The following is a 14,649-nucleotide window of genomic DNA, read 5'->3' on the forward strand; positions in this document are numbered from 1 at the left end:
AAAGATGAAAATTCATAATATAAAATATTTACTAATTGCTGTGTGTATGCTGGTCATTTCGGCATGTGACCCAATTGTAGACGAACAGCATTTGGAGAATTCGACAGACGTTGCCGGAGTTGAATTAACAACCAAACAAACACCTCCCGGGGGAAACAAGATTACCTTAAGTATGAATACGCCTGGAGTTACAGGCTATTGGGACTATAATTTAGGAAAAGCGCTGACAAACGAAGTGACTATTGTTTATCCTATTCCAGGGAAATCGACTTTTACATTTGTGGGAACACTTGGAGCTGAATTCTTTACTAAAACAATTGACGTGCAAGTTGATAGGCTAGATACCCCATTAGATCAAGATTGGTATGACTTGGTGAGCAACAACACTGCCGCTGGTAAAACATGGGTTTTTGATGGCGTTGCTGGTACAGGCGATCAGTATTGGTTTATGTCTCCCCCAGATAATCCAGATTCAGCTATGAGTGCATGGTGGAATGCAGGAGACTGCTGTCCTCCGTTGGACGTAAGCGGTAAAATGCACTTCGACTTAAATGGCGCGGCAAATTACAATCACTATCAAACTGCTACTGCAGCAGCCGAAAAAGGAAGTTTTGTGATGGATATTGCGAATAAAAAGCTATACATTATTAATTCGAAAATTTTAGGGTACGAAGCTGGAAATGCCGCTAACGAGTACAGTATTATTACACTTACAGAAGACAAATTAGTACTGTATGTTCCGAGAAGCTTAAAAGATGCTACAACAGGCTGGACATTTGTTTACAGACCTGAATAACGATAATGTTTTGTGTTAGTTATTTCGAAAAAGGAAGACTAAAAAATTCCTTTTTCGAATTTTCAAACATTTTATGCTTCCTTAAATAAATGTAAGCGTATTTTAAGGTTTAAACTATGGTTAGTTTAAGTTAAGTTTATTGCCTGGGTAGCCCATAATTTCGATTATGGGCTATTTTTTTGCTTCAATGTTAAAGAATTTATTGTGTGTCGCAATGAGGAGTTTATTGCCTAAAAAACATCTTTTTTTATTCTCTATCGAATATTCTGGCAAAATTCTTCTTTATTTAGCTCTTTCATGAGGTGTCAAAAATATAATAAGCCAGCTTGCCTAACGACCTTTCTAATCTTCTTTAATCCATTTCTTGTATTTTGATTGTGTAAACTGTTAAAATTTCTTTGGAATTCTCGAAGCCTAACCCAACTCTGAATTTGAGAATCATCGCAAAATTCCCTTCTGCATCAAAGTTGAATTGAAAAATGTCTTTTTTTTTAGTTTTCAGCCATGCTAACTCTGCTTTTCTTTTCATTTTTAAGTAATGAAAAATAAATAAATTCTTATAAAAATATGTAAAATAAGAATTTTCTTTCTCTAAAAATAATTGTTGATAATGTAAAAAAAGTAGGGTAAAAATATCATATTCTTTATTTCTCTTTTTTGGCTAAAATGACACCCTATTATTATGTAAATGTTTGTATAGTAGTTGTTTATATTGTTTTTAAGGCTACTACCACGTTGTAGTTTAGATAATTTTTGACAATATAATGCAGTAAAATATTGATGTAGTGTTCTTTTTTAAAATTAACTTTTCTTTAGTACTATTTTTTGTTTTTTCAAATATCTAAAAATCAATTATTTATAATTTTTTTGATGTGTTTTTATAATATTATTTTTTTCTTTTTGATGTGTTTTTGTAATGATTGTTAGCTGTGAAAAGTAAAATTTAAGTTTTAGTATTGCATCAAATTACTAATTAATTAACCAAAATTTTTAGAAAAATGAAATTAACAAAATTACTTGTTTTTTGTATTTCATCTTTGTTATTCTCGGTTATAGCTGTGGCTCAGGATGTCACAGTAAATGGAATAATTAATGATGAAAATGGTTTACCTGTTCCAGGTGCAACAGTTTTATTAAAAGGTACTACAAAATCTACTGCGTCAGACTTTGACGGAAAATTTCAGATTCAAGCACCTTCAAACGGAACATTAACAATTACCTTTATTGGTTATTCTACAGTATCAGAAGCTGTAAATGGAAGAACAAAACTTACTATTCAATTAAAGCCAGAATCACAATCTTTAAATGAGGTTGTAGTGGTTGGATACGGGACTCAAAAGAAATCTGTTGTAACTGGGGCAATCTCTAGCGTAAAATCGGCTGATCTTGAAAAAGTGCCAAACGGAAGAGTTGAGCAGGCTTTACAGGGTAGAGTAGCAGGGGTTTCTGTTGCTGCAGTTTCTGGACAGCCAGGTGAAAAGTCAAAAGTTCGCGTTAGAGGTATCACTACATTTAGAGAAGGAGGAAATGACCCTCTATGGGTTGTTGACGGTATTGCTGTAGATGCAAATGCAATTGGTTTTATCAATCAAAGCGATATTGAGTCTATCGAGGTGCTTAAAGATGCTGCGTCTGCTGCAATCTATGGTACTCGTGCGGCTACAGGGGTTATCTTAGTTACTACTAAAAAAGGTAAAGCAGGAAAAATTTCTGTAAACTATAATGGTTTTGCAGGTATATCAGCACCAGCAAAAAAATTAGATATGTTGAATGCGACTCAGTATGCAACTTTAATGAATGAAAAATCTGTAAATGATGGTGGTGCAATTAAATATCAAAATCCAGCATCTTTTGGAAAAGGTACAAATTGGCAAGATGCAATCTTTAATGATTCTGCTTTCAGATACACACACGAATTAAGCATTAGCGGTGGTGGTGAAAAATCTACTTTCTACGCTTCTTTCGGAATTCAAGATCAAGAAGGTATTGTTACGACAGATATTTCTAACTATACAAAGAAAAACTTTAGATTAAACTCTACTCACAAAATTTCTGATTACTTTACTTTTGGACAGACTTTTGGATATACACACCAAAAAACAAAAGGTATTGGAAACACAAACAGTGAGTTCGGAGGACCTTTAAGTTCTGCAATCAACTTAGATCCGCTTACTCCACTAGTAGTTACGGACCCTACTGAAGCAAATACAGGATTTTATACTAATCCAAATGTTGTTAGAGATGCAAATGGTAATCCTTACGGAATTTCTTCTTTAGTACAGCAAGAGATGACAAATCCTCTTGGATATATTCAAACTAGATTAGGAGGATACAACTGGTCAGACGATTTTGTTGGGAATGCTTATTTAGAGGCTAACATTACAAGCCACTTAAAGTTTAGAACGACACTTGGTGGTAAATTAGCTTATTGGGGAGATGAAATGTTTACTCCAGTTTTCTTCTTAAACCCAAACATGAAAGCGGATAGAAATAACTACAGCCAAAACAACAATAAATCTTTAGCATGGACATTAGAGAATACTTTAAGTTATGCTAATAAATTTGGAGATCACAACGTGAGTGTTTTAGCTGGACAAGGAGCTTATGTTGAAAACATTGGAGGTTCTATTGGAGTAACAATGTTCGGATTGCCAATTACAAGCTACAAAGATGCTTCTTTTAACTTCGATATTCCGCAATCTGATAGAGTTAACAGAGCAAGCGATTTTGTAGAGCACAAATTATCTTCATTGTTTTTACGTGCTAACTACGATTACATGGAAAAATATCTTTTTACAGGTATTGTTCGTCGTGATGGTTCAACTCGTTTTGGTGAAAACAAAAAATGGGGAGTTTTCCCTTCATTCTCTCTAGGATGGGTACTTTCTAAAGAAGGTTTCTGGAAAGAAAACAATGTAGTTAATACTTTAAAACTACGCGGAGGTTACGGAGTTGTAGGTAATGATAACATTGATGAATTTAAATATAGAGCTACAGTTGTTGGAGGTTATAACTATGCTGTAGGAACTACAGGAGGAATTACAACGGGATACGGAAACTCTACGCTTCCAAATGCAAACTTAGGATGGGAGGAAACATCTCAAACGACTGTTGGTCTTGATGCGAAGTTGTTTAATGATTTTTCTCTTACGCTTGATTACTACAAAAAAACAACAACAGGAATCTTAAGAAACGTTGTAATTCCTGGATATGTTGGAGTAGCTGAAGCGCCTTCTGCAAATATTGCTGATATGGACAACAGCGGTTTTGAGGTAGAATTAGGATACAAGAAAAGGCTTGGAGAATTTAATTTAGGTGTTAATGGTAACGTTGCTTACTTGAAAAACGAAATTACGTATGTAGGTTCATCTACAAACTTTATTGTTGGAGATGCTACTTTCCAATCTATGGGACCTGTAACTAGAACACAAGTTGGACACTCATTTAACGAATTTTACGGTTATAAAACAGCTGGAATTTTTCAAAATGCTGCAGAAGTTGCAGCATACAAAAATGCATCAGGAGGTCTAATTCAGCCAAATGCTAGACCTGGAGATTTCCGTTGGGTAGATTCTAATAATGATGGGAAGATTACAGAAGACGATAAACAATTCTTAGGAACAAACGTGCCTAAATATACTTTTGGTCTTACAATAAACTTAGATTATAAAAACTTTGACTTTATGGCATTTACTCAAGGAGCAGCCGGAAGCAAAATTTTCCAAGGTTTAAGAAGGCTAGACGTATTAAACGCAAACTATCAGACAAAAGCTTTAGATCGTTGGACAGGAGAAGGAACTTCAAATGATTATCCAAGATTGACAAATGACGATCCAAATAAAAATTACACAAATATGTCTGATTTTTATCTTGAAAAAGGAAATTATCTACGCTTAAAAGTGGTTACTGTTGGATACACAATGCCAACTAATTTGTCGTCAAAAATTGGAGCAGATAAAGTTCGTTTTTACCTAACAGGAGAAAACTTAGTCACTTTTACAAAGTACACTGGATATGATCCAGAAATTGGAGGTCAAGTTTATGGTGTAGATAAAGGAGTTTATCCGCAAGCAAGATCTATTCTATTTGGAGCTAACGTTCAATTTTAAAAAAATTAAAGAATCATGAAAACGATAAAATTTAAATATATATATGTAGCCGTGGCAATGGCGGTTTTAGGATCTTGCTCTGAAGATTTTGTGACCATCAACCCAGAAGGTAAATTTGATACAAATACGTATTTTTCTAATGAGCAGCAATGTTATGCGGCTTTAATTGGAGTTTACGATCCGATGAGAAAAAACACTGGAGGTTTTGAAAACATGGTAGCCATGCTGAATGCTGGTTCGGATGATTTTTATGCTGGTGGAGGTAGCTCTACAGATGGAACAGGAATCCAAAACTTCTCAACACACTCACTATCTTCAGTTACTATTCCGGGAAGTTACTGGAATGATCACTATCAAGGTATTTCTAGAGCAAATCAGTTGTTAATTAAGTTGCCAGCAGCTTCAATGAATGATGCGGTACGAAATAGATTTGCAGCAGAAGCTAAAACACTACGTGCACTTTACTATTTTAATTTAGTACGAATGTTCAAAAACCTTGCATTAGTTTTAGAGCCATTATCTACAGAAACAATCTACACTCCTGAGCAAGTTGCGCCAGAAGTTATTTATGCTCAAATCGAGAAAGATTTAACTGAGGCTATTGCGGTTTTGCCAAATAATGTGGCTAAGGATACTGAAGCAGGAAGATTTAATAAAGGAGCGGCTCAAGCACTTTTAGGAAAAGTATATTTGTACGAAGGTAAAAAGACCGAAGCAGCTGCAGTATTAGCAGAAGTAAATGGTACTCCAGGCGAGACAAACCAATACGGAAATAAATTGTTGGATAATTTTAGCGACCTATGGGTAACATCTAATAAATTCAATGCAGAATCTTTAATAGAGGTATCTCATAGTAGTGCAGGTAACTCTGACTGGACATTCTGGGGATCTGGTAGAGACGAAGGAAACTCTTTAAACATTATGGTTGGACCTAGAGGATATTCTAGACCAGCAGGTTCTACAGCACCAAATCTTCCTTCAGGATGGGCTTTCAACGTTGCAACTCAAAAATTATATGATGCAATGCAAGGCGATCCACGTAAAGATGCTACAATTCTTGATTTAAAAGCCCTAAAAGCAGCAGGCAAAGCAAATTATATTCCAGCTTACCAAGATACAGGATATTTCTTGAACAAATACCTTCCAAGACAGTCAGATGTTAGTACAGGTGGAGGTAACTCAGAGTTGAACTACAAGCAAAACTCTTATGTAATCAGACTTGCAGATACTTACTTGATGGAAGCAGAAGCTTTAGGATCTGGAGCTAGAGCGCAAGCATTGCTTGATGCAGTAAGAAAAAGAGCTGGATTAGGTTCAGTACCTGTAACATTAGCTGCTATTAAGCACGAAAGAAGAATGGAATTAGCAGGTGAAGGACATAGATTCTTTGATTTAGTAAGATGGGGAGATGCGGCAGCTGCATTATCTGACAGAGGCTTTGATGCTGGAACAGATGAGATTTTCCCAATTCCGTACACAGAACTTAACGGTACTAAATTGAAACAAAATCCTAACTACCAATAAGATTGAATTCCGAAAAAAATAAAAAGTTAAGTTAAGTTTAAGTTTAAGTTTGGTTGTAAATAGCCCATAATCATTATGAGTATGGGCTATTTTTTAAATCCTCAAAGGGTAGAACTCGATTTTTTGATTTCTTCTAAACTTCAATTTAAAATATAATAATTGGAAGCGAATGAAAAAAAATAGCCTAAAAATTTTATGCCTTTTGTTTGCCGCAGCAGCTTTTGCACAACAGCCCAAAACAAAAAAAGAGTTTACAACCAACGGCAAAAAAATAACCGTTTATACCACTGCAGAAAATTCAAAGTTACGACTGACTACTACAGATAATTTGACTTTTTCTGCTGCAAAACAGCCTCTAGAAACAGAAACCTCTGTTTTTGTAGAACCAGCCAAAAAGTTTCAGACTTTTATGGGAATCGGAGGGGCTATTACAGATGCCAGTGCCGAAATATTTGCTAAACTTTCAAAAGAAAAACAAGCAGAATTTTTAAATGCTTACTACGATCAGCAAAAAGGAATTGGCTATTCTTTGCTAAGAACAACCATTCAAAGTTCTGATTTTAGCAGCGGAAGCTACTCTTATATCGAAGAAGGAGACAAGGAACTTAAGACTTTTTCTATTGACCATGACAGGCAATATCGTATTCCTCTAATAAAACAAGCCATCCAAAAAGCAGGAGGAAAGCTTACAACGTACGCAGCACCTTGGTCGCCAAATGCTTTTATGAAAAGCAACAAAAATGTGCTAAAAGGAGGAACCTTGCTTCCTGAATACTATCAGACTTGGGCAAATTTTTACGTGAAATTTATTAAAGCTTATGAAAAAGAAGGAATCCCGATTTGGGGAACTTCAACACAAAATGAGCCAATGGCTGTTCAAACTTGGGAATCTTGCATTTACACAGCAGAAGCAGAAAGAGATTTTATCAAAAATTATCTTGGGCCAACTTTGAAAAAAGAAAATCTTGGAGATAAAAAAATCATTGTTTGGGATCACAACCGCGATTTGATGAATTATCGCGCTAACGTAATTTACTCAGATCCAGAAGCATCAAAATATGTTTGGGGAATGGGATTTCACTGGTACGAAACGTGGTCTGGCGGTGCGCCGATGTTTGATAATGTAGGGAAAGTAAATGAAGCGTATCCAGATAAAAAGCTGATGTTTACAGAAGGATGCATTGAAAAATTTGACGCAGCAAAATATCAATTTTGGGGTAATGCAGAGCGTTACGGAATTAACATGATTCATGATTTTAACAACGGAACAGTTGCTTGGACAGATTGGAATATTCTTCTAGACCAGAACGGTGGTCCAAATCATGTTGGAAATTTCTGTTTTGCGCCAATTCATGCAGATACTACCACAGGAGAGTTAATTTACACTCCATCTTATTATTACATTGGACACTTTTCAAAGTTTATCCGTCTAAACGCAGTGCGAGTTAGCTCTGCAACAAGCAAAAGCGCTGTATTAAGCACCTCTTTTTTAAATGCTGACGGGACTATGGCTACTATTGTCATGAACCAATCAGCTAATGATCTTACTTACAATTTAATTATTGGTGATCAGAAGGCAGAAGTGAAAATTCCAGCACACGCTATACAAACACTTGTTTATTAATATTTTGCAATGAAGTAATGAAGAGGACTAATTTGAATCAACCAATTTAGTCTTCTCTTTGCTTTTAATTTTTAAAACGATTTTTTAAGCAATATGAAAATTACCTCTCAAATATTTTTATCGGCCTTTGTCTTACTGCAATTAAGTTGTTTTACTTCAAAACTAACAGCTCAAAAAAATAATAAAATAAAGGTTTATACTACCGCCGAAAAAACAAACTTGAAATTATCATTGTCAAATGATCTGATTTCAAAAAACAGCACTACACAACAAAAAACAGCAACAGTATCTATTACTGTAAATGCTGAAAAAACAGACCAAACCTTCCTCGGAATCGGAGGAGCAATTACAGATGCAAGCGCAGAAGTTTTTGCAAAATTATCGCCAAAAAAACAGCAGGAATTCTTGACTGCTTATTACGATAAAAAGAAAGGTATTGGGTACACTTTGGCAAGAACAAACATTCACAGCTGCGATTTTAGCAGCGACAGCTATACTTATATTTCTGAAGGAGACAAAGATCTAAAGACTTTTAATATAGATCATGATCGAAAATACAGAATCCCTTTAATTAAAAAAGCAATTGAAACAGCCGGCGGAAAACTAACTTTATTTGTCAGCCCATGGAGTCCCCCAGCTTTCATGAAAGACAATAATGATATTTTGCACGGCGGCGTTTTATTGCCCGAATTTGCACCAGCATGGGCATTGTACTATGCCAAATTCATAAAAGAATACGAAAAAGAAGGAATTCCAATCTGGGGATTAACAGTTCAAAACGAACCAATGGCCAAACAAAGATGGGAATCTTGCATCTACACGCCAGAAGCAGAAAGAGACTTTCTTAAAAATCATCTTGGGCCAACTTTAGAAAAAGAGGGGCTAGGCTCTAAAAATGTTATTATTTGGGATCATAATCGTGGAGATATGCTAACCAAAAGAGCCAATCTTGTTTTTTCAGATCCTGAAGTTGCTAAATATGCTTGGGGAATCGGATTTCATTGGTATGAAACTTGGAACGGAGGCCCGCCTCAATTTGAGTCTGTAGCAAAAGTTCATGAAGCATTTCCAAACAAAAAACTGCTTTTTACAGAAGGCTGTATCGAAAAATTTGACGCTTCAAAATATCAGTTTTGGGGAAATGCAGAACGTTACGGAATCAATATGATTCATGATTTTAATAATGGCACTGTGGGATGGACAGACTGGAATATTCTTTTAGACCAAAACGGAGGGCCAAATCATGTCGGAAACTTCTGTTTTGCACCTATTCATGCCGATACAACAAAAGACGAGCTGATTTATACACCAATGTATTACTATATTGGGCATTTCTCAAAATTCATAAGACCAAATGCAAAAAGAGTGCTTGAAACCATAAGCGACAAATCCTTATTAAGTACTTCTTTTAAAAATCCTGATGGACAATTGATTACCATTGTAATGAATCAATCTGAAAAAGAGATGGTTTATTCTTTAGAAAATCAAAAAGAAAAAACGACAATTACAATTCCGGCTCATGCCATACAGAGTATTGTATATTAATTGTCAAGCTAACTAAAAAACCACAAAAATGAAATTTAATTTTAAAAATACCATAAAAGCGTTTTGCTGCATGGCCGTCGTTTTGGCTCAGGTAAAATGCTCTTCTTCGAGTGATCCTGTAGAAAATCCGCCTGTAGACCCGCCAGTTGTAAATCCTCCAGCAGTTACAAACGATGTTAATTTTTGGCTGACAAAAGGAAATCAAAGCGTTTTATTTGAAAAACAGACAGCAGTATTAGGTTTCGGCACTACAGCAAATGCTTATGCCAATATTGAAGTGAATGCGGCTCAAAAATATCAGACAATTGACGGTTTTGGATATACCCTGACAGGAGGAAGCGTAGAAGTTATAAACCAGTTAAATGCTGTAAAAAGAACTGCTCTTTTGCAAGAGCTATTTGGTTCTGGCGAAAACTCAATAGGAGTAAGTTATATCAGAATCAGCATTGGAGCTTCAGATTTAAATGCAGCTCCTTTTACTTATAACGATCTTGTAGCTGGAGAAACAGATTTAAATCTAGAAAAATTTAGTTTAGAAAAAGACAAAAATCTAATTGCCATGCTAAAAGAAATTTTGGCAATTAATCCGAAAATTTTAATCTTGGCAACTCCTTGGTCGGCACCTCTTTGGATGAAAGATCTTGCTAGTTTTAAAGGTGGAAAACTGAAAACAGAATATTATGATGTCTACGCAAAATATTTTGTAAAATACATTCAGCAGATGAAGGCAGAAGGCATCACAATCGATGCTGTAACTCCTCAAAATGAGCCCTTGCACGACGGAAACAACCCAAGTATGTATATGTCTGCAGCAGATCAGGCAAAGTTTATAAAAAATAGTTTAGGGCCAGCATTTAAAGCAGCAAACCTAAATGTAAAAATTATTGCTTACGATCACAATTGCGACAATCCAAATTATCCTAAAGCGATTTTGGCAGATGCAGATGCATTTCCTTTTGTAGACGGATCAGCCTTCCATTTATACGCAGGAGATATCAGCGCCCTAAGCGATGTGTTCAATTCCTATCCGACAAAGAATGTATATTTTACAGAACAATGGACATCATCTGACGGACAATTTGGGGGTGATTTAAAATGGCATCTTCGAAATGTAATTATCGGGGCGATGAGAAATTACAGTAAAAATGCATTAGAATGGAATCTGGCCAACAATGCAAATTTTGGACCCCACACAGATGGGGGATGCGAAATGTGTAAAGGTGCTATAACCATAACCTCTGCTGACCGTTTTGAGCGTAATGTTGCCTATTATATTATTGCCCATGCTTCAAAATTTGTCCCTATGGGATCTACTAGAATTGAAAGCAATTCAGGAGGCAGTTTGCAGAATGTCGCTTTTATAACGCCTTCAGGATCTAAAGTACTGATTGTAGAAAATGATGGCAATGCAACCGAAACTTTCAATATTAAATTTAATGGAAAATGGGTAACAACTTCGCTAGATGCGGGATCAGTTGGAACTTATACTTGGAAATGACCTAAATAAGCATTTCAATTTTGAAACTCGCTTTTAGTTTAAATTTTTTTTGTTAGCGGTAAAACCAAGAAATAGAAAAAATAATATTTATCTTGATATTCAATTTATTAACTAAACCATTTAAATAATAAAAAGATGAAAATAATCAATCTCGCAAATAGAGCAGGAATATTTACTTTAATCCTATTATTTGTATTTCAGTCATGCAGCAGTAACAACGATACCACAGATAACCCTGTAGAGACAGCACCTGATAAAATTTCTGTACAAGTTGATATTGTCGGTAAAACTGCCGAAATGCCAAATGGAGACGGAAGCGGAAAAATTAATTTAAAGATCGATGCCCCTAATGCAAAATCATATAAAATAGTGGTAAACAATGAAACAAAAGAGTTTACAACCAGCAATTTTTCATATGAGTTTACCCAACCAGGAACAAAAAGCTATACGATTGATGTTACGGCATTTAACGGAATAAAGTATACTAATGCTTCTACAACAATAAATATTTTCGTAACCAGAAAATTAATCTGGTCAGACGAATTTAATACAGATGGAGCACCAGATACTTCAAAATGGGGCTATGATTTAGGAAATGGAAACGGTTTTGGGAACAACGAATTGCAATATTATACAAACCGTTCTGAAAATGTAAAAATAGAAGGAGGCCTTTTGAAAATTACAGCAATCAAAGAAAATTATCAAGGAAGCCAATACACTTCTACAAGAATGCTGACAAAAGGCAAATTTTCATTTAAATACGGAAGAGCAGAAGTTCGCGCAAAATTGCCAGTTGGCGGCGGTACTTGGCCAGCTTTCTGGCTGTTAGGCGACAATATTGACACAGCAGGATGGCCTTTGTGCGGAGAAATAGATATTTTAGAATCAGTTGGAAACAATCCAAATGTGATTCATTCGTCACTGCATTCTCCAGGGCGTTCAGGCAACACGCCAGATACAAAAACAACTACAGCGCCAAATTCAACAACCGAGTTTCATATATATGCGGCCGAATGGGATGCCGAAAACATCAAATTTTATGTAGACGATAATTTATTTTACACATATAAAAACTCGAGCACAACTCCATTTAATGCCAAATTCTTTGTGATTCTAAATTTAGCAATGGGAGGAAATTTTGGTGGAACTGTAGATCCAAATTTCAAAACAGCAACTTACGAAATTGATTACGTAAGAGTCTATAATTAACATAACTTTTAAATAGATTTTTTTCTTGTAAGCCTTGTAAACACTAGCTTTACAAGATTAAAATTTTTTAACATGAAAAAGATAAACAAACTTGTTTTTGCAGTAATGCTGCTTTTAGCCGTGAACTCATTTTATGGTCAGAATTTAAAAATTATGACTTATAATATCCGTTTGGATGTTGCCTCAGATGGAGAAAATGCATGGCTAAAACGAAAGGATTATTTCACAGCCCAAATTGGGTTTTATAGCCCGGAAATTTTTGGAGTTCAGGAAGCAACGCCAAATCAAGTTTTAGATATTGCATCGGCTCTGCCAAATTATAACAGATTTGGAGTAGGAAGAGAAGAAGACGGACTGGGAGAAGCCTGTACGATTTACTATAAAAAAGATCGTTTTAAAGTCGAACAATCTAGCACTTTCTGGCTGTCCGAAACTCCAAATGTGGTTTCAAGAGGTTGGGATGCAGCTTGCAACAGAGTTTGCACTTACGGACTTTTTAAAGATTTAAAAACTAAAAAAATATTTTGGGTTTTCAATTTGCATTTGGACCATATGGGTGAAGAAGCAAGAATAAAAGGCGTACAGCTTGTTCTTGCTAAAATTAAGGAATTAAACACCAAAAATTATCCAGCTTTTTTAATGGGTGATTTTAATTCTGAACCAAATACAACGCAAATTGGCGAAATCAAAAAAGTAATGGATGACACTAGAGATGTTTCAATAGAAAAACCTTTCGGGCCTTCAGGAACTTTCAACGATTTCAAACACAACGAGCCCGTAACATTATTATTAGACTATATTTTTATTTCAAAAAATAGTGGTTTAAAAATTCAAAAACACGCAGTGCTAAGTGATTCTAAAGATTTAAAATATCCGTCAGATCATTTGCCTGTCCTAATAGAAATAGATTAAAAATGAAAAACATCAACAAAAAACTTCAAATCCTAGTTTTGCTGCCGCTAATTGCAATGCAGTTAAACTGCGGATCTTCAAAAAGTGTTACTGCCAATTCTGGAAAAGTAGAATCTTGGATTACTACTACAGATGAAACTTCAAAACTTAAAAAGCAGACAGATTTAGTTTTTGGCTCAGAAAGCAATTCAAATCAGACGATTGAAGTAAATCCAGCTGAAAAATTTCAAACCATCGAAGGATTTGGATTTTCATTAACAGGAGGAAGCGCTCAGGCTATTAAAAAATTGGATAAACCAAAAAGAGATGCCTTGCTTCAGGAATTATTTTCAAGAAAAAATGACGCAATCGGTCTAAGTTATTTAAGAATAAGTATTGGGGCATCAGATTTGAATGAAAAAGTTTTTTCGTATGATGATATGCCAGAAGGACAAACAGATCTGAATTTGGAGCACTTTAATCTTGGTCCAGATTTAGACGATGTAATTCCGGTTTTAAAAGAAATATTAGCTATAAAACCTAAAATAAAAATAATGGGATCTCCGTGGTCTCCGCCAGTTTGGATGAAAGACAACGGAAGCTCAAAAGGAGGAAGCTTACAGCCAAAATATTATGGAGTTTATGCGCAGTATTTTGTAAAATATATTCAAGCCATGAAATCGCACGGAATTGTTATCGATGCCATAACGCCTCAAAATGAGCCATTGCATCCAGGAAACAATCCGAGTTTGTTAATGCTGGCAGAACAGCAGGCAGATTTTATTGGGAATCATTTAGGCCCCGCTTTCGCGAAAGCAGGAATCAAAACCAAAATTATTGTTTACGACCACAACTGCAACAAGCCAGAATATCCTTTAACAATTTTAAAAGATCCAAAAGCAAATCCGTTTGTAGCAGGATCAGCTTTTCATTTGTACGAAGGAGATATTAGTGCTTTAACTACTGTTCATAATGCTTTTCCAAACAAAGATTTGTATTTTACAGAACAATATACAGGTTCAGGAACTAATTTTGAAACCGATTTGAAATGGAGCGTAAAAAATGTAGTAATCGGTTCAATGAGAAATTGGAGTAAAAATGCCCTTTCATGGGGATTGGCAAATGATGAATTCTACAAACCTTTCACGCCAGGAGGATGCTCCACTTGCAAAGGAGCTTTAATGATCGATCAGAATCAGAACATTAAGAGAGAAGTAGGATATTATATCATCGGGCACGCTTCTAAATTTGTTCCAGAAGGTTCAGTAAGAATTGGAAGTAATATTGCAGGAAACTTATATAACGTGGCTTTCAAAACTCCATCGGGACAAACCGTTTTAATTGTAGAAAATGATGGAGCTTCGGCAGAAACATTCAATATTAAATACAACCAAAAACAAACCGCAACCACACTAAACGCTGGGGCAGTAGCTACTTTCGTTTGGTAAAAACT

The 14,649-nt window shown here is 35.4% G+C and carries 10 protein-coding genes; 9 read left to right on the forward strand and 1 reads right to left on the reverse strand.

Translation table 11 applies throughout. The annotated features are described in order from the left end of the window. The first annotated feature begins 4 nt into the window (after window positions 1–4). Window positions 5–796, forward strand: a complete 792-nt coding sequence (locus N4T20_RS07490; RefSeq protein ID WP_260672436.1) for a hypothetical protein — start codon at window positions 5–7, stop codon at window positions 794–796. A gap of 352 nt (window positions 797–1,148) precedes the next feature. Here N4T20_RS07490 and N4T20_RS07495 read toward each other — a convergent pair whose 3' ends face one another. Continuing rightward, complete coding sequence (locus N4T20_RS07495; protein WP_260672437.1) at window positions 1,149–1,325, reverse strand: hypothetical protein; 177 nt, start codon at window positions 1,323–1,325, stop codon at window positions 1,149–1,151. A 469-nt stretch (window positions 1,326–1,794) separates the two neighbouring features. Here N4T20_RS07495 and N4T20_RS07500 point away from each other — a divergent pair, with 469 nt between their 5' ends. The 8 genes from N4T20_RS07500 (at window position 1,795) to N4T20_RS07535 (ending at window position 14,644) form a co-directional block, all read left to right on the forward strand. Then, entirely contained in the window at window positions 1,795–4,905 is a 3,111-nt protein-coding gene (locus N4T20_RS07500) for a SusC/RagA family TonB-linked outer membrane protein (protein WP_260672438.1), read from the forward strand. A 15-nt stretch (window positions 4,906–4,920) separates the two neighbouring features. Then, window positions 4,921–6,429 (forward strand): RagB/SusD family nutrient uptake outer membrane protein, encoded by a 1,509-nt coding sequence (locus tag N4T20_RS07505; RefSeq protein ID WP_260672439.1) that lies wholly within the window; start codon window positions 4,921–4,923, stop codon window positions 6,427–6,429. A 169-nt stretch (window positions 6,430–6,598) separates the two neighbouring features. After that, on the forward strand, window positions 6,599–8,053 hold the full coding sequence (locus tag N4T20_RS07510) for a glycoside hydrolase family 30 protein (RefSeq protein WP_260672440.1): 1,455 nt from the start codon (window positions 6,599–6,601) through the stop codon (window positions 8,051–8,053). 93 nt (window positions 8,054–8,146) lie between these two features. Next, window positions 8,147–9,598, forward strand: coding sequence for a glycoside hydrolase family 30 protein (locus N4T20_RS07515; RefSeq protein WP_260672441.1), 1,452 nt, complete (start codon window positions 8,147–8,149; stop codon window positions 9,596–9,598). Window positions 9,599–9,626: 28 nt separating this feature from the next. Further along, window positions 9,627–11,096 (forward strand): glycoside hydrolase family 30 protein, encoded by a 1,470-nt coding sequence (locus N4T20_RS07520; RefSeq protein WP_260672442.1) that lies wholly within the window; start codon window positions 9,627–9,629, stop codon window positions 11,094–11,096. A gap of 135 nt (window positions 11,097–11,231) precedes the next feature. Continuing rightward, complete coding sequence (locus N4T20_RS07525; protein WP_260672443.1) at window positions 11,232–12,305, forward strand: glycoside hydrolase family 16 protein; 1,074 nt, start codon at window positions 11,232–11,234, stop codon at window positions 12,303–12,305. A gap of 72 nt (window positions 12,306–12,377) precedes the next feature. Beyond that, window positions 12,378–13,217 carry an endonuclease/exonuclease/phosphatase family protein gene (locus tag N4T20_RS07530; protein ID WP_260672444.1) on the forward strand — a complete coding sequence of 280 codons (840 nt, stop codon included), beginning with the start codon at window positions 12,378–12,380 and terminating at the stop codon, window positions 13,215–13,217. Window positions 13,218–13,219: 2 nt separating this feature from the next. Next, complete coding sequence (locus N4T20_RS07535; RefSeq protein ID WP_260672445.1) at window positions 13,220–14,644, forward strand: glycoside hydrolase family 30 beta sandwich domain-containing protein; 1,425 nt, start codon at window positions 13,220–13,222, stop codon at window positions 14,642–14,644. The last annotated feature ends 5 nt before the right edge of the window (window positions 14,645–14,649 follow it).

It is taken from the genome of Flavobacterium sp. TR2 (assembly GCF_025252405.1).
Taxonomy (GTDB): domain Bacteria; phylum Bacteroidota; class Bacteroidia; order Flavobacteriales; family Flavobacteriaceae; genus Flavobacterium.